Genomic DNA, 19,648 nt, shown 5'->3' with positions numbered 1-19,648 from the left:
ACGCCCTCCGGGCACCTCCTGGCCTACAGGTTGACGACGACCTTGCCGCGCACGTGCCTGCCGACCTGGAGCTCGACCGCGGCGCGGATCTGCTCGATCGGGAAGGTCGCCGCGATGGGCACCCGGAGCCGGCCGGCCGCGACCAGGCGGGCGATCTCCTCCAGCGCGCCGGGGGCGGCGTTGGCGCCGTTCGCCGGCCTGACCCCGTCGACCTGGGTGGCGATGGCGCAGATGCGCCCGTCGGGCACGCCCAGTGTCCGTGCGGTGTGGACGGTCTCGGTCCCGTGCAGGTCCAGCGCGGCCGTGACACCCCCGGGGGCGAGGGCGCGGACCCGATCCGCCAGACCCTCACCGTAGGCGACGGGCTCGGCCCCGATGCCTGTGAGGAAGCCGGACGACGTCGCCGATCCCGTTCCGATCACCCGCGCCCCCGCCAACCGGGCCAGCTGGACGGCGAACACCCCGACCCCGCCACCCGCGCCGCCGATCAGCACCGTGTCGTCCGGGCCGAGGTCGAGAACGGCGATGGCGGCGGCCGCCGTGGAGCCTGCGATCGCGAGGGTGGCGGCGGTGCGGTCGTCGACGCCGTCGGGCGTGTGATGGGCGACGCCCGTCGCGATGTGGCCGGGCACGTCGACCACCACGTGGTCGGCGACGGCGCGGGACAAGGCCCCGCCGAACACCCGATCCCCGAGCGCGAACCCGGCTACGCCGGCACCGACCTGGTCCACCGCTCCCGCGTAGTCGGTGCCGAACCCGGCCGGCAGCCTCAGGCCGAACCGGGTCGCGGTCTCCGCGTCCGCGGTCATGATCCAGTCCATGGGGTTGAGTCCGGACGCGGCGACCCGGACGCGGATCTGCCCCGCGCCGGCCTGCGGCGTGGGCACGTCGCGGACGGCGAGGACCTCGGGGCCGCCGAACGCGTCGAGCCGGACCGCCCTGCTCGTGCTCGCCGGCAACGGATCGCTCTGTTCCTGCATGTTCGTTCAACTCCTGCGCGTGGCGACACGATGAAACGGAAGAGGCTCCGTTTACCGGACACAAGGTAGCACAAGCGGAGTAGGCTCCGTTTCAGCTCGCGGGCAGCTCGCTCGCGCCGGAGCGTCACGGGTCGGGCTGAGCGAGGACTGCCGGAGCCGGGCCCAGCCCCACATCGCCCCAGCGCATGACGGCGGCCCCGGCGGTCGAGACGGTGCCGACCGTGAAGAGCAGGACGAGTGAACCCTCCTTGATCATGCCGGTGCTGGCAGCTTCGTAGAGGTTGGTCGTGGTGAGGGCCGGGCCGATGTTGGCGTAGCGCGGGTAGGTGGTGAGGGTGCGTGCCGGGTCGATCCGCAGCGCGCGGGCGGCGAACCGGTCGTACCAGGCCAGCGGGGTGTTGCAGACGAGGAAGTCGATGTCGCTGATCGCGAGTCCGGCCTTCTCGACGGCGCCGAGGCAGCAGTGGCGCAGCACCGGTGAGCTGGTGTCGCGCAGGGCTCGGCCGGAGTTGGTGCCGGCCCGGACCGCGATCCGCGGCGCGCCCTCGTGCACGTCCAGGTCCCAGCGGAACGCACCGCAGGTCTCGCCGGTGTGCACGCTGTTCACGGCGAGCAGTCCCTGACCGGCGGGTACCTCACCGACCACGTAGGCGCCCGCCCCGTCGCCGAGGAACCAGCTCAGCGTGTCGGTCTCGTCCATCACGCGCGAGTAGGTGCACGAGACGACCACGAGCACCGTGCGGTACTCGCCGGCACGCACCAGCGCGCTCGCCGTCTGGAGTGCGACGAGAGCGCCCGAGCACGTCGATTCCACGTTCCACGCCGAGCCGGTCAGCCCGAGCCGCTGTGCGAGGAAGGCGGCGTCGCCCAGCCCGAGGTGCTCGGGGAGGAACGAGCAGCAGATCATCAGGTCGACGTCCGCGGGCGCCAGGCCGGCGGCGTCGAGCGCCTTGCGGGCCGCGCGTTCCTCGAGGAGCAGGGTGGTCTCGCCCGGGCCGAGTGCGCGCCGCTCGACCGTGCCGCGGAAGACGTCGGCCAGGTAGGGCCGCATCTCGGTGTCGAAATCGGCGCTGGCCGCGGTCGGGTCGGTGGGGTTGAAGACCTGAGCGAGCGTCTTCTGCTCGGCATCGGCGAGCACGTCCGGGTACCGCGCACGCCAGTAGTCGTTGGTGCGCACCACGCTCGGGAACTCGACGGCGATCGACCGTATGCCTACGGAAAGCATGCGAGGCTCCTCGTGATCAACTCAGTCGCTCGTGAACTGGCGCAACGCTGCGGTGCGCTGGCTGCCATCGAGCCGGACGTCGGGGTCGATCCGCACGTCGAGCACGACCGGTCCCCGCGCCGGCTGCGACAGTGCGGGGACCAGTTCGTCGCGGGTGGTGACCAGGTGGGCGGTGGCGCCGATGCCGCGTGCGACCTGGTGGAAGTCGATGACCTGCGTGCTCAGGTCCGGTGAGGCGCCGAACTGGTCGCGGAAGCCGAGTTCGCACATGTTCAGGCGGCTGTCGTTGATGATCACGATGGTCACCGCAACCTCGTGCTGCACGGCTGTTGCCAGTTCCATGCCGAACATCAGGAAGCAGCCGTCGCCGGTGATGGCGTACGTCCGACGGGTCGGATCGGCCATCTGGTGGCCGATGGCCACGCCGATGCCCGAGCCCATCGAACCGAAGCCGAGGCACGTCACGAACCGGCCGCCGTCGCGGATCCGGAGGTAGTGCAGTGCGATGCCGAGGTGCTCGCCCATGTCGGCGGTGAACACCGCGTCGCGGGGGCAGATCTCGTTCATGGTGAGCACGACCTCGGCCGTGGTGAGTGCCCCCCGGGCCGACCGTTTCGGCACCTGGGTCACCACGCCGGGCAGCCCGGGTGGTGTCCGGCGCGGTGCGGCCGGGGCCGATCGCAGCATCTGCTCGACGATCTGGTCGACCGGGCCGAGCAGGCCGAGGTCGATGGGATAGTTCCGGCCGAACCGGGCGATGTCGACGTCCACCTGGACGAAGGCGGTCGCGGCCGCGAGCAGCGGTGACCAGGCATTGGTCGAGAAGTCGTCGAGGTCGGCCCCGCACGCGAGCACGACATCGACCCCGCCTCGCAGGTACTCGATCACCGACTCGTGGCCGCCGAAGCCGAAGACGCCCAGGTGGAGCGGGTGATCCTCGGGCACGACGCCCTTGGCTCTCGGGCTGGTGGCCACCGGCGCGCCCGCGGCGACGGCGAGCCGCAGCAGCGCCGCCCGACCGGCCGCGCTGCGGCAGCCCGAGCCGGCCAGCAGGAGCGGCCGTCGGGCCCCGATCAGGAGTTCCATGGCCTGCCGGCATCCGGCCGCGTCGATGTCGAACGCCGTGTGCACGCTCCCGCGAGGGGAAGGCGCATCGACCACGTTCGCTGCCGCGACGTCGAGGGGGAGCGTGAGGAACGAGGGTCCCCGGCGACCGCTCGTGCTCGCGTTGACGGCCTCGCGGACCAGTGCGGTCGCCGAGTCCGCGCGGGTGACCTGGGCGGCGAAGGTGGTGGTGCGACGGACCAGCGACACGGCGTCGAACTCCGCGGCGGAGCCCTCCTGCAACGCACCCCTCCCGAACGCGGCGGTGGGGACCTCGCCGGCCAGCACGATCACGGGGAGGTTCTCGTAGTAGGCGGAGACGAGCCCGGTGAGCATGTTGGTGATGCCCGGCCCGGCCGTCGTGGCCACCACCGCCGGCCGGTTGGTGGCCAGTGCGTGGCCCATGGCCATGAAGATCGCGCCGGTCTCGTGCTTGGCGTTCACCACGCGGAACCGCGGCCGATGCAGCAGGGCACCGTAGAGGCTGGAGATCGCGCCGCCGGGAATGCCGAAGAGGGTGTCGATCCCGAACTCCGCCAGCACGTCGAGGATCTGCCGGGAGACCGCGGACGTCGGCTCGGGGCGCCACGACGGGGACCCGACGACACCGAGGCTCGGCGGGAACGTCGGGTCGGCCGGCAGCGGGGGCTGAGCCGGTGTGCGCCGCGAAGCTGTCATGACTCGTTCCGAGGTGTGTTGGACGAGCAGTGCGCTTCCCGCGGATCGGGAACGCGAGCGGGGTGGAGACGATCGGGCTGACCCGTGGCGACGCTAGCCGGCGGGAGCGGCCCCGGTCTTGAGCACCGGGTACTCATGGCCACCGGAGTGACCGCCCACGGGATTGCTGAGCAGCCGCTGCTCAAGACGACTCCGGGCCTGCTCGCGTCCACTGGATCGGACGCCATGGGCGTCGGGCAGTCCGTTGTCGCCGTCACGCCGAACCGATCGGACACATCATGAACGCGGGCCTGATGACATCTTGCCGCTCGGAGTGGGGCGTTCCGGCGCGCCAGGGGCGCACCTACGGTCTGGAGATCGTGGCGACCGGCTACGGCCATCCCAGCCTCGTCATCGACAACGACGAGTTCTTCGCACGGGCCGAGGGTGATCTGCCCGCCGATCGGGCAGCGCTCGTCGCCGAGACGCAGATGACGTTCCGGCGCTGGTGCGCTCCGGGCGAGACGACGTGGACGATGGCTCGCGATGCCGTGAATGCGGCACTGGCCGCCGACCCGGGGCTGCGCGACGAGATCGACGTGGTGCTCGTGAGCTCGGCGACGACCATCTCCGTGCTCCATCCGGGAGACCTGGAGAATCCCGGCATCTCCGATCTGGCACCGATGGTCCTGCAGCAGATCGGCCGCAATGACGCGTTGGGGCTGGACCTGAAGGCCTGCGGTTGCACGGGATTCGTGCGATGCCTCGAGGTCGCCGATGCACTGCTCGCCAATCCCAACTATCGCGCGGCGCTGCTCGTCTCCACCGAGCAGGGAAGCCGGATGTCGACCGCCGCCTCGAACCGTTCGAGTTTCGTGTTCATCTCCTCCGACGCTGCGGGCGCGGCGGTCGTCCGCAAGCGCGAATCCCCGCCCGCAGGGCATTTCGGGATCGTCGACTACGTCAACCTCGTCGACGCGGACAAGCGCGACTGGGTGGGACTCGGCCCCGACGGACAGGCCATGATCATGAAGGGGTCGCGCGCCGGAGCGGCCGTGCTCGACCTGCTCCTGCAGGTGGGACGCACGATCATGGGACGCAACGGGCTGCAGCCTGCCGACGTGACCTGGCTGCTGCCGATCCAGACCCACGCCGGCGTCGTGGAGGCGGCCCGCGCCGGGCTCGGGTGGCCACGGGAGAAGGTGCTCTGGTTCGGTGGCGAGGGTGGCTTCTCGGGCAGCGCGAGCATCCCGGTGTGCCTCGCCGAGCAGCTGGAGCGCGGCGTCGTGAAGCGCGGGGACACGGTCCTGGCGATCAGCGCCGGAGCCGGGATCAGTGCCGGCGCGGCCCTGTTCGTGGCCTGACAGCAGCAACGTGAGGAGCCTCCGTGCCCGTGTCGTGCACCGTCCAGGGTGGCATCGCCGTTCTCGGCCTCGAACCCGGTCGCGGCGGCGCGATCGGTCCCGCCTTCCTCGATGCACTGCACACCGCGCTCGACGAGGTCGAACGGGCTGACGCGCGCGCGGTCGTCCTCACCGGTCGGGGGCGCGTCTTCTGCGGTGCACTCGATCTCGCTGCGGTGCAGGACATGGACCGCGCTGCCCTCGATAGCGTCGTCGACGCCGTGGACACTGCTTTTCGCCGCGTGTTCGCCTTCGATCGGCCCACGGTTGCGGCGATCAACGGCCACGCGATCGCAGGAGGTTGCGTGCTGGCGATGGCGTGCGACGTCCGCGTCATGGCTGAGGGGCAGTTCCGGATCGGCGTGAACGAGGTGCAGTTCGGCCTCCCGCTCCCGGCGACCGGGTTCGAGATCCTGCGCCATGCCGTCCCGTCGCCGCTCCTGAGCTGGCTGCTGTTGCAGGGCCGGCAGTTCGCACCCGCCGAGGCGCAGCGGCTGGGCCTGGTGCACCAGGTCGCGGGCGAACGTGGTCCGATGGCCGATGCGATGGACGAGGCGCGGGCCTTCGCCACGGCGGGCCGGTCGGCGGTCCGTGCGCTCAAGCGGGATCTGACGGCCCCGGTGCTCGACCGCATCGCCGCCACCCGTGAGGCGCGCCGCGCCCGGTTCCTCGATCACTGGTTCGCCGCCGAGACGCAGGCTCGCCTCGAACGTTTTCGTCAACGCAGCTGACGCATACCCTCAGGGGCTGGCGCACACCGTCGACGGTGTGCGCCAGCCCCTCACGGTGTGCGTCAGCCTGCGCCTACGGAGTAGAGGGCGGCTGCCGCGTACCAGCCCGTGCCGACCGCGGCGGAGAGGATCAGGTCGCCGGGCCGGATCGTGCCCGCCCGCACGAACTGGTCGACGACCGTGGGGATCGACGCCGAGGAGACGTTCCCGATCGAGTCGAAGTTGGCGAGGATCTTCTCCGGCGCGGCACCCAGCTCACGCACGACGGTGGCCTGGACGCCCGCCGTTCCCGAGTGCGGGATGATCCAGTCGACGTCGTCGAGCGCCACCCCCGAGCGGTCCAGCACCCGCTGCGCCACCGCACACATCGAGCCACCCGCGAGCGCGTTGAGCTCCTTCTGCTGGATGTGCGTGCGCACCCAGCTCTCCGGGCTGATGTCCATGATCTCGTGGTGGGCGCCGTCGGTGGCCAGCTCGAAGTCGATGAGCCGTCCGCTGGTGCCCTCCTTGCGTTCGAGCACGAACGCGCCTGCGGCGTCACCGAGGATGAGCTTCGCCTTGCTTCCCGGCCGCCCCCGCCGGGACGTGTGCTCCGAGGCGATCACCAGCGCCCGGGACCAGCGGGGGTTCTGCAGGAACCCGTGCGCGGTGCCGAGGCCGTAGAGGAACCCGGCGCAGGCACACGAGATGTCCCACCCGAACGCGCGCTTCGCGCCGAGCAGGCGCAGCACCCGCGGGGCGTGCTCGGGGATGTAGCGGCGCGCGGTCCAGTTCGCGAGGATGAGGAGGTCGATCGCGTCGGCCTCGAGCCCCGCTCGTTCCAACGCGCGCTGCCCGGCCATGGCTGCCATCTCGGCGATGCCCTCCGTGTCATCGGCCCAGCCGCGGCGATGCACGCCGATGCGCTCCATCTCGTCGTCAGAGAGCGGCTGGTCGAAGGGTGGGAGCTCGGCGTTGCTCAGCATGTGCCGCGGCAGGTAGCTCCCGTGGCCGGTGATGGCGACGGTGTCCATGTGTGTTGCCTTCCTACGTCGACCCCGGGGTGGGGTGGTTCTGCAAGGACGCCAGCTGCTGGCGCTCCTCGGGGGTCAGCGGGGCCGCCGCGGCGGGCACCTGAGCCGAGAGCGGCCACGGGCACACCTGTCGCAGCCGCTCGACTCCCGCGTTCGGCGTCCCGGCCGGTGGCGCGAAGGCGTCCTCGATGCGCCACTGTGGACTGTCGGCGTCCCGGCACAGCACGCCCTGCTCGGTGACCACCTGGCGCACGCCACGTCCGGGACTCGTGATGTACGGGACGGCGCTCACCAGCCGGCTCGCGTCGCAGCTCGCGAGGACCATGACCTCCGCCGCGGCGGACGCGATGTCGTTGGCACCGCCGGAACCGACGAGCAACGTGCCGTCGTCGAGGCGGGTGCTGTTGAGGTTGCCGCGCGCGTCGACCTGCGCCGCGCCGATGACGCCGAGGCACCGGTTGTCGGCGCCGCACGTCACGGCGCCGAGCACGTCCTCGATCGACGTCAGCCGGCGCGCGTGGGAGAGGACGTCGAGGCCGAGGATGAACGGACCGGACACCGGCCCGCAGTCGATGCCGTACATCCCGGTCTCGACGTTCACCTCGACGTCGATCCCCTCCTGCGCCAACCAGAGCTTGGCCATGCGCGCGGCGAAGAACGAATGCCCGACGCCGGCGAGGATGACCGGATACCCCTTGGCTCGCACGAGTTGCTGGATGCGCCGCGCTGCCAGCACGGTGAGCCGCTCGGACCCCGTCGGCTCGACGGCGCGGCTGTCCCGACCCGGCTCGTGAACCTGCCGTGACGCCATGTTCGGGGCCCGCTCGGCGAGGTCGAAGTGCTTGGCGTAGGCCTCGCCGTCGTCGTCGCGCAGGAGCACCTCGTCCACCAGCGCGGCCTGGCCCACGTCGTCCACGCCGACCTCGCGGAGCAGCCGGTAGGCGTCGAAGTCATCGGGGTAGCTCGGCAGGTCGAGACCGCGCGGCGCGAACAAGGGTTGGGGGTGGGCCCCGAACGGGGCCGGGCAGACCGCGACCACCCGGTGCGGCGGGAGCATGACGGCATCGGGCGCGCGTGCGGTCTGCTCCTCGTCGACGATCCGTTCGGCGGTCACGACGATGCCGGAGCGGGCCGCGAGGGCGCCCCAGATGCCCTCGCTGTGGGGGAGCGCGGCGAGGACGCGGCCCTGCGCGTCGGCCGCGGGCACGTGCACGAAGGTGAGATCCGGGCGCACGGCGGCGACGAGGCCGATGCGCCGCTCGGGATCGTTCGGGTCCGCCACCACCGTGAAGCGGCCGTCACCGGCGAGCTCGTCCTCCAATGTGGATCCGAGAACGGAGGTGGTGACGCCGTAGGGGTGCCCGAGCGCGCCGGCCCGCAGCGCGATCGTGTAGCTCAACGCCGACCAGTGCTCCAGCGCGACGCCCTCCGCGAGCAGCCTCCGGTAGAGCGGGTTGGAGCGCGGCGTGGGGTAGTTGTCGCCGTAGAACGACGCCAGGTAGCGCTCGCCGAGCCGCAGCCGGCCCAGCAGGTGCGCCGTGGAGTGGAACCCCGTCGAGCTGAGGGTGAAGCCCGGCGACCGGTCCCGGAAGACCCGGCAGACCGCGCGGATGGCCGCGTTGGCCCGGCTGGGCGTCGAGGCGAAGTGCAGGTGCATCCCCGGCGCCACGTGCTCGCGCACGGCCTCGTCGAGCGGCCGGACCTTGCTGGTGCTCGACGCTGTGGACAGGGGGGAGCCCGTCACGTCGCCCTGCGCAGCAGCAGGACCACGTTCTGCCCGCCGATGCCGAAGCAGACGACCAGGCCCCACTCGCAGTCCCGGGGTGCTCCGACGTTCGGCTGGTGGGGAACGCCGGTGTCCAGCTGCGGGTCCATGTTGATGGTCGGGACCACGTACTGGTTCCGGAGCATCAGCGTCGCGGCGGCGAGGCTGACGACGCCCGACGCGCCCAGGGCGTGTCCGTAGACCGGTTTCACCGTCAGGAGCGGCACCTGCGGGGCCCGGTCGCCGAACACCCGTTTCATGTAGGCGAGCTCCGACCGGTCGCTGCCCTCCACGCCGTTGCCGTGTCCGACCACGAACCCCACCTGTTCGGGGGCCACCCCGTGCTGCGTGAGCAGGCCCTCGATGAGCTCGGCCGCGCGCGCACCCGTCTCGTCGATGGTGGTCGGGTGGAACCCGGAGTTGCCGTACCGGTAGCCGGCGAGGGTGGCGAGTGCCTCGACGCCGCGAGCGTCGGCGTGCTCGCGCGATTCCAGTGCGACGGTGACAGCAGCCTCGCCCAGGGCGTTGCGCGAGTTGCCCCCGTAGGGGCGGATGGCGCGCCGCGCATCCTCCTGCTCGACGCTCAGCAGCCCCGCGTTGCGGTACATCTCGTAGACCGGTGCCAGCAACGCGGCGTCGTGACCGCTCGCCAACGCCAGGTCGATGTCGCCGCGTTCGAGCTCGCGCAGCGCGTGCCCGACAGCGACGACGCCCGACGCGCAGGTGCTCGAGTACGTGTAAGCCGGGCCGGACACGCCGAGGAGCGCTGCCGCGAGACCGACCCCCATCGCGGAGTTGGCGATGGCGACGTCTCGCCTGGTCAGTGGCACCCCCTCGCCGAGGTGCTCGGCCCAGACGTCGAGGTGATCGCGGGAGGTGCCGTCGAACAGCCCGACGCGATCACCGGTGACCGTCGCGGGGTCGAGGCCGGCATCGTCGCAGGCCTGGAACAGCGACGAGAGGTAGAAGAGGTGGGCTCGGCCGAACCGGTTGTAGAACCGCTCCGGAACGTCCTTGACGTATCGCCGGGCGTCGAAGTCGTGCACCCGCCCCATCGGGACGAGCGCGCCGGGGTCGCTGGGGTCCGCACAGAGCGAGATCTGGGAGTCGCCATCGTGGAGCTGACGCCAGAAGGTCTCGCGGCTGTCGCAGTTGGGCAGGATCAAACCAGTTCCGGTGATCACAATTTCGCGCATTCGACCGATCCTTTCCGGTGGCATTCTCGCGCTCCGGCGAGGCACGGCAGCGGACTCCCTGCGGCCGGTCGTCCCAGTAGAACCCCTCGGCCCGGACCGCACATGAGCACCGGATACCCACCTGGACCAGCCCCGTTCCGGCACCGGGATGACCTGAGTACCGGTTGCTCTGGTCGGTTGGTTGACCGTTCACTATTTTTTCGCGGGGATTGACATCCATCCGACCAGGAGGTCGAACCGCGTGAATGACTCCGTCAGTGTCGCCCCCGACATGGCCTCGCCAGAATTCGTCGAAGATCCTTACGCCGCCTACACCGTGTATCGTGAGAAGTACCCGTTGCTGTGGCACGAAGGAATGCAGAGCTACATCATCAGCCGCTACGTCGATGTGGAGCTGGCGCTCAAAGACCCCCGGTTCTCCACCCGCAACTACGCCTGGCAGCTCGAACCGCTGCACGGCCGCACGATCGTGCAGATGGACGGCCGTGAGCACTCGACGCGGCGGTCACTGGTGCAGCCGGCCTTCCGCGGCCGGGACCTCACGGAGAAGTTCGTGCCCGTCATCGAACGCAACGCCGCGGAGCTGATCGCCGGGTTCGCCGGCGACGGGCACGCCGACCTGGTCGCCCAGTTCGCCAACCTGCTCCCGATCAACGTCATCATCGACATGCTGGGGCTGCCGCGGCAGGACTACGCGAAGTTCCAGGACTGGTACGCGACGATCATCGCCTTCCTGTCCAACCTCAATGGGGACCCCGACGTCGCAGCGGCCGGCCTGAGCGTCAAGCAGGAGATCGCCGACTACCTGATCCCGGTGATCGAGGCCCGGCAGGCCGATCCGGGCGACGATCTGCTCTCGGTCCTGTGCACCGCGGAGATCGACGGCTTCCGCATGACGAGCGAGGAGGTCAAGGGGTTCGTCAGCCTGCTGCTGGCTGCCGGCGGGGAGACCACCGACAAGGCGATCGGCAGCCTCATGCACAACCTGCTCACGCACCCCGACCAGCTCGCTGCCGTGCAGGCCGACCGGAGCCTGGTCGATGCGGCCTTCGCCGAGACGCTCCGGCATTCGCCGATGACGCAGATGGTGATGCGCGAGCCGACCGAGGACGTCGAGGTCAGCGGCGGCACCATCCCGGCGGGGAGCACCGTCACCTGCCTGATCGGGGCGGCCAACCGCGACACCGAGCGGTTCGCGGCCCCGGACGAGTTCAACCTGTTCCGGTCCGACCTCGACGCCACGCGGGCGTTCACCGCCGCGGCGGGCCACGTCGGATTCGGTCTCGGGCGGCACTTCTGCGTCGGATCGTTCCTCGCCAAGGCCGAGGTGACGATCGGCGTCAACGCCCTGCTGGACATGGCGCCGGACCTGCGATCCGCCCCCGACGCCGCAACCGTGGACGTCGGGCTGTTCACCCGCGGCCCGGACCGGGTGCTCGTCGAGTTCACCGCGGCAGGCGATCGAGCCGAGGCCGGACAGCCGGCATGAGAAGGATCCTGACCGTCATCGCGGTGTTGGTGCTGACCGGGGTCGTCGGTGTCGACGCGCAGGCCGCGCCGCTGTGTCGCACCGTGGCGGGGCGGTTCGTCGTGGACGTCACCACCGTCGACTGCGCGAGCCCGGTGGGCATGTGCACCCGGGGCGCCATCACCGGCGCCAAGCCGTTGAACGGGACGACGAGCGCGGTGCTCACCGCGACGGCAGCTGGTGCGGGGATGCCGGGAGTGGCGCCCTCGATGCTCTCCTACACCTCGACGTGGCAGTTGACCACGCCCCACGGCACGGCCGTCTTCAGCGACATCGGGATCTTCGATACCGCGGGCGGGCGCACCACCTCGATATCGACGCTGGTCAGCGGCACCGGCAGGCTGGCGGGCGCCACCGGTGTCGTCTACCTCAACGGGACCGGGACGACGCACCTGGACGCGGAGATCCGCGGCCAGATCTGCCTCTCCGGTGCGGGAGACGCCTGAAGCTGACGCACACTCTGAGGGGCCGGCGCACACCGTTGACGGTGTGCGTGAGCCACTGACGGTGTGCGTCAGCTCCGGCTAGTCCAGCAGGCCGAGGCGCAGCGCCGTCGCCGTCGCCTGGCTGCGGGTGTTGGCGTTGAGCTTGTCCAACACCGCGGAGACGTGGTGGCCCGCGGTGCGCGGCGACATCGACAGGCGCTCGCCGATCTGCGGGTTGGTGAGCCCCTCCGCCATCAGGGTGATCACTTCGAGCTGCCGGGCGGTGAGCCCGGCGGGGTTCGACACGGTGGCCCGCCCGCGCCCCCTCGTGACCCGGATGCCGCGGCGGCGCAACTCGTCGCGCCAGCGGACGCCGAGCCTGGTGGCGCCCAGCGCGTCGCTGATGCGCAGCGCTTCGGTGGCAGCCTCGGCAGCACCGCAGGCCAGCACCTCGATCCGGGAGTGCAGGCAGCCGCGGCGCTCCCACTCGGCTGCGGCCGCGGCGGCGTCGCCCTCGAGCAGCAGCCGGTGTGGCAGATCGAGCTCGGGCGGGAGCTCGGCTGCCGGATCGGCCTTCCACAACCGGAACGCCAGCGCGCTGAGCCACCAGCGGTGCCGGCGCTGCGTGGCGAGCGGGATCCAACGCAGCACCTCCTGCGCCGCCTGCGGGAAGTCCCCTTCCAGCCAGAAGTACTCGGACCGGGCGATCGCGGTCGGCACGATCCAGGCCAGCTCGCCCGAGCGGAAGGCGAAGGTCGCGGCCTCGTCCAGGAGCGTGAGCGCCTGGGCATCGCCACGCAGCGCGCGCAGCCGGCCCAGCGTGACCAGCGCCGGCATCTGCGTGATGCCGGGGGCGCTCGGCCAGTCGAGCGCGCGCACCGCGTCGTCGGCTGCGGCCGTCCAGTCGCCCTGTTCCAAGCGGATCCGGGAGCGTTCGCCGAGGAGGTACTGCGCCGTGCTCAGCAGGTCATGGTCCTGGCAGAAGGCCAGTGCCCGCTCGACGGCGGCGGCCGCACGGACGAAGTCGGCGTGTTCGATCGCCGTTGACGCGGCGTAGCACAACGCCATCATCGATTCCTCGGTCAGATCGGACCGGACCGCGTCCTGGTAGATCGTCTCGAGCTGACCGTAGTCGCCACCGCGGTGCATCACCTTCGCCGAGGCGATGGTGACTCGGGCGTGCGCGGCGACCTTCGCGTCACCGAGTCGATCCGCCAGTGCCAGCGCCTTGTGTCCCCAGGCGATCGCGTCGTCGGTCTCGTCGAAGGCGAAATGGCGCATCGCCTGGTAGCTGTAGGCCATGGCCAGCTGAGAGCTCTCGGGCAGGGTCTCGAGCACCTCGACCGAGCGCCGGTAGGCCGCGTCGGCCTCTGCCGGATGGCCCGTCCACCAGTTCAGCAGGCCGAGCCAGCTCAGGATGTCGCCGATCCGTTCCGGCTGGTCGAGCTGTTCCCAGAGCGTGAGCGCCTGCTTCGCGACGGGGAGGCCTTCGTCGTAGGCGCCCGTCAGGTAGGCCTGCACCGCGAACGAGTGGAGGATCTCGGCGCGTTCGGCCGGCGATAGCCGGTCGGCACGGGGCAGCACGGCGCGCAGGTGCTCGATGGCCTCCCGATGCGCGCCCACCGCGGTGGCGCGGGTGGCCGCGGCGGGAGCGTGGCGCAGCAGCGCGCTCACGTCACCGGCGCCTGCGGCGTGGTGGGCGAGGCGGGCCGGATCGGTCGAGGTCGTCGACAGCACGCCGAGCACGGTGGCGTGCAGCTGTGCTCGACGGACGGGTGAGAGCGAGTCTGCGACCGCCCGGCGCAGCAGCTCGTGGCGATAGGCCACGCCGTCGCCGGCGGCCACCAGCACGCCGCCCTCCAAGCAGGCGTCGATCTCCTCGAGCGCGTGTGCCGTGAGCTCCGCGTCGACCCGGCCGGGCACCACCGAGACGAGCTGGGCGATCCGTCGCGCTGCGGCGGGCAACGCCTCCAGCCTGGCGAGCATCAGGTCACGCACCGTCGGCGGCACCCCCGGCGTGGTCGCGGCCAGCACCTCGGCGACCAGCAACGGGTTGCCGCCAGTGGTGTCGAAGACCTCGACCGGATCGAGCCCGGAACCCGTGGCCATCGCCGCGACCGCCCGCGGCGAGAGCGGTGCCAGCGGGATCCGGGTGGTGGCGGTGCGGGGGATCGTCGAGAGCGCGGCGGCCAGCGCGTGGCCGGACCCGACCTCGTCGTCACGGAAGGTGACCACCAGCAGGGCCCGGGTCTGCGTGATCCGCCTGCCGAGGAACGTCAGCATGTCCAGCGTGGCCTCGTCGGCCCAGTGCGCGTCCTCGACGATCAGCACGGTCGGCGGCCGTCGACCGTGGTCGTCGAGCTGATCCAGCAGCGCGGCGAACACCACCTCGCGCCGTTCGCCGTCGGCGAGCGACCGCGCCAGCACGCCACCGGCGTGGCGCCCGATGTCATGCAGCGGGCCGAGCGCGCGTGGTGTCGTCAGCGGGTCGCATGCTCCCGAGAGGACCGTGGCGTGCGCGGCAGCGCGCCGGGCGAACTCGCTGGTCAGGACGGACTTGCCGATCCCGGCCTCGCCGCTGATCAGGGCGACGTGGCCGGAGCCGTCCGGGTCCGGGAGCAGCCCGGCGAGCTGCTGGAGGGCACCCTCCCGCTCCCGCATCCGCACGGCGCAACTCTAGGTGACCCGTGCCCGCGGTGGGCCGCCGTGAATGTCGTACCCGCCACACCTGCCGGATGTTGCGGATCGGGAAACGCGGGCGTCGCCCGATCGCGATGCTCGGACGTTGAGTACCGACTGCTCATTTGCCGGTGCCGGTTCCCGGTGGATAGTCGGTCCCGGAAATCAAAACGAATTGCGATGTTCACATCAGATTTCCCCGCACCAGCGCGGCTCGTGGAATGCGACATTCGACAGGAGATGACGGCAGATGGATGACCTCGCCGCAGGAAAGGCGGAAAGCGGATCGACCGCGCTGCTGCTGCAGGACATCGTGCGGAGCGTGCTCGACCGCAGCGGCGGCGAGGGTTGGACGACCCGCGAGGGTGACTTCTGGTACCACGTGGAGCCGGCTGGGGTCGCAGTGCGGGACCAGGGTTGGAAGCTCCACGTGTCGGCGACACCGCTGTCGGCCCCGGTCGTGCTGGCAGCGGCCGCTGATGTGCTGGTCGCCGCCCGTTGCCACTTCAAGTTCGCCGCATCGCTGGCGAAGGTGTCCGAGCTGGTGTCTCCGAACGTCGATCGCGGCAGCGGCGGGAAGTTCATCACCGTGTACCCGGAGAACGACGAGCAGTTCCGGGACCTCGCGGAGCGGCTGCACGAGGCGACCCGGGGGTTGCCCGGACCAGAGATCCTCTCCGACAGGAGGCTGCGTCCCGGCAGCCTCGTCCACCTCCGCTACGGCGTGTTCGCCGGGCAGCCGGTGCTGAACAACGATGGCAGCTTCGACTCCGTGCTGGTCGGGCCCGACGGCGAGCACCTGAAGGACGAACGCCGCGCCTGGTTCAGCCCGCCGCCGTGGGCGGTGTCCCCGGTGCCCGACGTACGGGCGATGGGGGCCGCTACCCCGCCCACGAGCGTCCTGTTGGGCGACCGGTTCGAGGTCAAGGAGGCGATCAAGCACGCGAACACGGGTGGCGTCTTCCGCGCGACCGACCGGGAGACCGGGTTGGACGTGATCGTCAAGCAGGCCCGCCCGCACGTCGGAGCATCCCTGCGGGGAACCGACGCGCGCGACCTGCTCCGCTACGAGGCGCGCGTGCTCGACCTCCTCGAGTCCCGGGAGATCGCTCCGGCGAAGATCGCGCTGTTCGAGCACCAGGAGCACCTGTTCCTCGCCGAGGAGCTCATCCCCGGCAAACCCCTGCGGCGCTGGCTGCAGGAGCGCACGGCCGGCCCGGGTCAACGCCTGCCCCTGCCCGAAGTGCTCGATGTGGCGATCCAGCTCGCGGACCTGCTGACGGAGACGGCGCAGGCCGGGCTGGTGCTGCGGGACCTGAGCCCCAACAACATCATGGTGACACCCGATGGCGGCCTCAAGCTGGTGGATCTCGAACACGCCAGCGCACCCGGCCCCGTCGACGACGGTGCCCACACCCCGGGGTACGGCGCACCGGAGTACCTGGCGGGCTCGGACCGGGCCGCACCGGCCGCCGAATGGTCAGCCGTTCTGTTCGCGCTCGGCGCGATCTATTTCTACCTCGTGTCCGGCTCGGACCCGGTCGCGACACCCGACAAACCCTTCCGTGCGCACCGCGACCGGATGCGGGAGCTGGTCGCCCAGGTCGCGGCGGAGAATGCGGACGCGGGCGACTTCTGCGCCATTGTTCGCGGGCTGACAGGTGACGATCCCGCAAACAGGTTGAGCATTGAACAGGTTCGGGACAGATTGCTGGCGGCCCGCGACGGCACCGCGGCGACAATGCGGAGAGATCCCCTTCAGCGGGGTGATTCCCGGCTTCCGGTCGAGCTGCAGGACCGCCTGCTCGCCGACGGCCTGACGTACCTGCTGCGGTCGATGACTCCGGACGGCCCGCGCCTCTGGACCCAATCCGGATACGGCGCGACCGCCGACCCCTGCAACGTCCAGTACGGCGCCGCGGGTGTGCTCGCCGTGCTGGCCCGGGCCGCTGGGGTGTACCCGGGTGATGCCCGGATCCGGGACGGCGTCCGCACCGTGGCCGGCTGGATCGACAGCCGGCTGGAGATCTCGCGGTTGCTCCCGGGGCTGTACTTCGGCCGGTCGGGCACCGCGTGGGCGCAGTACGACGCGGCCCGCGTGCTCGGCGATACGCAGATGGCGGACCGCGCGATCGACCTTGCGAAGGCCGTGCCCCTGGAGTGGGGCAATCCCGACATCTGTCACGGCGTGGCGGGCGCGGGCATGGCGCAGCTGCACCTCTGGCAGCAAACCGCTGATCCCGCACTCCGCGCCCGCCTCGGCGTCGCTGCCGACGCGATGCTGGTGGCTGCGCAGGTGCGAGACGGTCACACGGTGTGGCCGATCGCCACGGACCTGGACTCCCCGCTCGCCGGGCTGGTCCACTACGGGTTCGCACACGGCGTTGCCGGCATCGGAGCCTTCCTGCTGGCAGCCGCGCGGGCCACCGACGAGCCCCGCTACCTGGACGCGGCACTCGCGGCCGGAGCCACGTTGGTCGCGGTGGCCGAGGTCGACGGTGACACCGCTGCTTGGGCAGACGCCCCTGGCGCGGATCCGGCCGCCCAGCACATGTGGCACTGGTGCAGCGGTGCGTCCGGGGTGGGGACGTTCCTCGTCCGGCTGTGGCAGGTCACCGGGGACACGCGGTACCTGGAGCTGGCGCGGAAGGCCGCCGAGACGGTCCATCGGCAGAAGTGGTCGGCCGGGTCGAGCGTGTGCCACGGGCTCGCCGGGGACGGGGAGTTCCTGCTCGACCTCGCCGACGCCACCGGTGACCCGCGCTACCACGCCTGGGCCGAGGAGCTCGCCGCACTGATCCACCTGCGCCGCGGCACCCGGGACGGGTTGCTCGTGGTGGGCGCCGAGGATCCGTTGCACGTCACGCCCGGATACGGCACGGGGCTGGCCGGAGTGCTCGGATTCCTGCTGCGGTTGCGTCATGCCGGTGCCCGCTGGTGGATGGTGGACGCGCCGGATGTGGGCTTCGTCCGGCCGCGCGAGAAGACGTTGCTGGCCAGCGCGTGATGGGCGCCCCGACGTGCCTGGACGCCGGTGCCGAGACCCGGATCAGCTTCTCGGTGAGGGGTGACGTCGCGGCTTGCCTCGTCGCTGACAGCGGAGGACGGCTGACCGTCGAGCACTGGGACCTGGCGGGGGACGAGGTCGTCCGCAGGCGCCTTGACGGGTCGCCCGGCGAGTCGACCTTCACGCAGCTGCTCTGCCTGCCCGGCGGGCAGGTGCTGCTCACGCGTCCGGAGCCGGGTGGCCGCCATCGGATTGCGCTCGTCACGGTCACACCGGACGGTCTGACGGAGCGATCGGTCGGCGATATCGAGTCCGCGGGGTTTCGCCTGCTCCCCACCCCGGATCCCGCAACGCTGGCTATCGGGATCGGCACCGACGCCTCCGGGACGTGCGTGTGGAAGATCACCGCCGCTGGCCTGGGCCCGCCGATGTCGATGCCGGGGCAGGTGGGGGGCGGGGTGTGGCTCGACAGCGACGGAACCCGGCTGGCCGTGGTTCACGCCGTGGCTGCTCGGCAGGGTCCCACCGTGATCGACCTGAGTGCCGGGACCGTCGAGGCGGTGTCGAGCCCGGAGGCCGATGGGCACCTGATCCTGGCGAGCGCGAAGTCCGGCCTGCGGGTCCTCGCCGTATCCACCGACGATGGGCTGGCACTGGGCTTCGCTCATGCCAGCGCGCGTCCATCGGAGGTCCGAGTGCCCCGCATCCTCGCGGGGATCGAGGGCACGGTGCTCCCGGTGGCCGTGAACCCGGACGGGACGCGGGTCTGCCTCCACGTGACCGAGGGGGCCCGATCCCGGCTCTATGTCTTCGAACCGGCGGGTGAGGATCTGATCCAGCTACCGTTGCCTGCTGGGCGCGTGTACGGCGACGTCTGCTGGGATGCGCGGGGCCTCACCTTTCCGTTCTCGTCGTCCGACCGTCCGGTCGGGCTGACTCGGCTGATCGAGCGCGGATCGACGTGGCATGTCGAGCACCTCGGTAGCGGTCCCGTAGACGTCGGGCACTGGGCCTCCGCTCGACTCGTCGACCTGCCCGGCCCCGCGGGCCCGATCCAGGCCGTCGTCTACGGCGATGAGCACTGGCGTGACGCGGAGAACGTCGTGATCGCCCTGCATGGTGGGCCGGCGGCGGCCTGGGACCTCGGCTTCGACCCGCTGCTGCAACGATTCGTAGCGGCAGGTCTGACCGTCGTCGCCCCCAACCAGCGGGGCAGTACCGGGTACGGTCCGTCGCACCGGACGGCCATCCACCACGCGTGGGGCGGCCCCGATCTGGACGACATCCGCCATCTCGCGCGCTCACTGTGCCGTGACGACAGGAGGCTCCTGCTCTACGGCGCCAGCTACGGGGCCTTCCTGGCGCTGATGGCTGCCGCAGCAGAGCCTGACCTCTGGTCCCGTTGCGTCGCGGTGGCGCCCTTCCTGTCTGCGGCCTCGCTCTACGACGGCGCAGGCACCTCGGTGCGCACCATGATCGACGCACTGGGTGGGCGGACGCCGATGACCGATGCGTTCGGCCCACGTGATCTCGCGGTGCTCGGCACGCGCATCACGGCGGCACTGCTGTTCGTGCACGGCACAGCCGACGATGTCATTCCGGTGATTCATTCCCGAATCCTCGGTGAGTTGCTCGACGATTGCGGCAAGAGCTACTGCTATCGCGAGGTTTCCGGTGGGAGTCACTATCCCATTGGTGACGCGAACGGCGTGGAGCTGGCCCGCGAGATCGCACACTTCTTGGCGTCGGGCGAATTTCCGAGCCAAGTAGACCACGATCTCGAGAGGAGGTGATGCCTGTGGAGGTAGATGTCGATGCGCTGCAATTCTTCCCCGCCGAAGAAGCGGTGGACCTCACGCCCTGTCGACTCACATGTGGGTCGGCGACCTTCAAGAAGACTATCGACACGCTCGGTGGACTGACCTGATCCGGCCA

The 19,648-nt window shown here is 71.0% G+C and carries 13 protein-coding genes; 6 read left to right on the top strand and 7 right to left on the bottom strand.

What is annotated here, in order from left to right; genetic code table 11:
- Positions 1-23: 23 nt before the first annotated feature.
- The 3 genes from ACFPFQ_RS06120 to ACFPFQ_RS06110 all read right to left on the bottom strand — a co-directional run bounded on the left by ACFPFQ_RS06120 (position 24) and on the right by ACFPFQ_RS06110 (position 3,987).
- Entirely contained in the window at positions 24-980 is a 957-nt protein-coding gene (locus tag ACFPFQ_RS06120) for an NADP-dependent oxidoreductase (RefSeq protein ID WP_379615626.1), read from the bottom strand.
- 124 nt (positions 981-1,104) lie between these two features.
- Positions 1,105-2,205: a 3-oxoacyl-ACP synthase III family protein gene (locus ACFPFQ_RS06115; RefSeq protein ID WP_379615624.1), complete on the bottom strand. Its 1,101-nt coding sequence runs from the start codon at positions 2,203-2,205 to the stop codon at positions 1,105-1,107.
- Positions 2,206-2,226: 21 nt separating this feature from the next.
- On the bottom strand, positions 2,227-3,987 hold the full coding sequence (locus ACFPFQ_RS06110; protein ID WP_379615622.1) for a thiamine pyrophosphate-binding protein: 1,761 nt from the start codon (positions 3,985-3,987) through the stop codon (positions 2,227-2,229).
- A 278-nt stretch (positions 3,988-4,265) separates the two neighbouring features.
- Between ACFPFQ_RS06110 and ACFPFQ_RS06105 the strand changes: the two genes are divergently transcribed.
- Both ACFPFQ_RS06105 and ACFPFQ_RS06100 read left to right on the top strand, forming a co-directional pair.
- Positions 4,266-5,330, top strand: a complete 1,065-nt coding sequence (locus tag ACFPFQ_RS06105) for a 3-oxoacyl-[acyl-carrier-protein] synthase III C-terminal domain-containing protein (RefSeq protein ID WP_379615620.1) — start codon at positions 4,266-4,268, stop codon at positions 5,328-5,330.
- Positions 5,331-5,353: 23 nt separating this feature from the next.
- Entirely contained in the window at positions 5,354-6,100 is a 747-nt protein-coding gene (locus ACFPFQ_RS06100; protein WP_379615618.1) for an enoyl-CoA hydratase/isomerase family protein, read from the top strand.
- Positions 6,101-6,162: 62 nt separating this feature from the next.
- On the opposite strand, the gene ACFPFQ_RS06095 is transcribed toward ACFPFQ_RS06100, so the two are convergent.
- The 3 genes from ACFPFQ_RS06095 to ACFPFQ_RS06085 are packed head-to-tail and all read right to left on the bottom strand — an operon-like array spanning position 6,163 to position 10,074.
- The gene (locus tag ACFPFQ_RS06095; RefSeq protein WP_379615616.1) at positions 6,163-7,113 is read right to left on the bottom strand and encodes a ketoacyl-ACP synthase III; all 951 of its coding nucleotides are present in this window, start codon (positions 7,111-7,113) and stop codon (positions 6,163-6,165) included.
- 13 nt (positions 7,114-7,126) lie between these two features.
- Complete coding sequence (locus ACFPFQ_RS06090) at positions 7,127-8,857, bottom strand: CoA-transferase (protein WP_379615614.1); 1,731 nt, start codon at positions 8,855-8,857, stop codon at positions 7,127-7,129.
- Positions 8,854-10,074 (bottom strand): beta-ketoacyl-[acyl-carrier-protein] synthase family protein, encoded by a 1,221-nt coding sequence (locus ACFPFQ_RS06085; RefSeq protein ID WP_379615612.1) that lies wholly within the window; start codon positions 10,072-10,074, stop codon positions 8,854-8,856. The genes ACFPFQ_RS06090 and ACFPFQ_RS06085 overlap by 4 nt, the downstream gene beginning before the upstream one ends.
- A 241-nt stretch (positions 10,075-10,315) precedes the next feature.
- On the opposite strand from ACFPFQ_RS06085, the gene ACFPFQ_RS06080 reads away from it, so the two are divergent.
- Both ACFPFQ_RS06080 and ACFPFQ_RS06075 read left to right on the top strand, forming a co-directional pair.
- Positions 10,316-11,563, top strand: coding sequence for a cytochrome P450 (locus tag ACFPFQ_RS06080; protein ID WP_379615610.1), 1,248 nt, complete (start codon positions 10,316-10,318; stop codon positions 11,561-11,563).
- Positions 11,560-12,048, top strand: a complete 489-nt coding sequence (locus ACFPFQ_RS06075; protein WP_379615609.1) for a hypothetical protein — start codon at positions 11,560-11,562, stop codon at positions 12,046-12,048. Before ACFPFQ_RS06080 ends, ACFPFQ_RS06075 begins: the two co-directional genes overlap by 4 nt.
- Before the next feature lie 78 nt (positions 12,049-12,126).
- Here the strand turns inward: ACFPFQ_RS06075 and ACFPFQ_RS06070 are convergent, their stop codons facing one another.
- Positions 12,127-14,688 carry an ATP-binding protein gene (locus ACFPFQ_RS06070; RefSeq protein WP_379615970.1) on the bottom strand — a complete coding sequence of 854 codons (2,562 nt, stop codon included), beginning with the start codon at positions 14,686-14,688 and terminating at the stop codon, positions 12,127-12,129.
- Between the two features lie 268 nt (positions 14,689-14,956).
- Between ACFPFQ_RS06070 and lanL the strand changes: the two genes are divergently transcribed.
- Together lanL and ACFPFQ_RS06060 are read left to right on the top strand one after the other, a co-directional pair.
- Positions 14,957-17,713, top strand: coding sequence for a class IV lanthionine synthetase LanL (gene lanL, locus ACFPFQ_RS06065; protein ID WP_379615607.1), 2,757 nt, complete (start codon positions 14,957-14,959; stop codon positions 17,711-17,713).
- A complete protein-coding gene (locus tag ACFPFQ_RS06060; RefSeq protein WP_379615605.1) occupies positions 17,713-19,506 on the top strand; it encodes an alpha/beta hydrolase family protein in 1,794 nt (597 codons plus the stop codon). The genes lanL and ACFPFQ_RS06060 overlap by 1 nt, the downstream gene beginning before the upstream one ends.
- Positions 19,507-19,648 lie beyond the last annotated feature (142 nt).

It is taken from the genome of Pseudonocardia sp. GCM10023141 (assembly GCF_042653605.1).
This window is presented reverse-complemented; position numbering and strand designations above follow the sequence as displayed.

Bases quoted from the DNA above. Each gene is read 5' to 3' on its own strand.
- ACFPFQ_RS06120 (WP_379615626.1), bottom strand. From the start codon at position 980: ATGCAGGAACAGAGCGATCCGTTGCCGGCGAGCACGAGCAGGGCGGTC.
- ACFPFQ_RS06115 (WP_379615624.1), bottom strand. From the start codon at position 2,205: ATGCTTTCCGTAGGCATACGGTCGATCGCCGTCGAGTTCCCGAGCGTG.
- ACFPFQ_RS06110 (WP_379615622.1), bottom strand. From the start codon at position 3,987: ATGACAGCTTCGCGGCGCACACCGGCTCAGCCCCCGCTGCCGGCCGAC.
- ACFPFQ_RS06105 (WP_379615620.1), top strand. From the start codon at position 4,266: ATGAACGCGGGCCTGATGACATCTTGCCGCTCGGAGTGGGGCGTTCCG.
- ACFPFQ_RS06095 (WP_379615616.1), bottom strand. From the start codon at position 7,113: ATGGACACCGTCGCCATCACCGGCCACGGGAGCTACCTGCCGCGGCAC.
- ACFPFQ_RS06085 (WP_379615612.1), bottom strand. From the start codon at position 10,074: ATGCGCGAAATTGTGATCACCGGAACTGGTTTGATCCTGCCCAACTGC.
- ACFPFQ_RS06075 (WP_379615609.1), top strand. From the start codon at position 11,560: ATGAGAAGGATCCTGACCGTCATCGCGGTGTTGGTGCTGACCGGGGTC.
- ACFPFQ_RS06070 (WP_379615970.1), bottom strand. From the start codon at position 14,688: ATGCGGGAGCGGGAGGGTGCCCTCCAGCAGCTCGCCGGGCTGCTCCCG.
- lanL (WP_379615607.1), top strand. From the start codon at position 14,957: ATGGATGACCTCGCCGCAGGAAAGGCGGAAAGCGGATCGACCGCGCTG.
- ACFPFQ_RS06060 (WP_379615605.1), top strand. From the start codon at position 17,713: ATGGGCGCCCCGACGTGCCTGGACGCCGGTGCCGAGACCCGGATCAGC.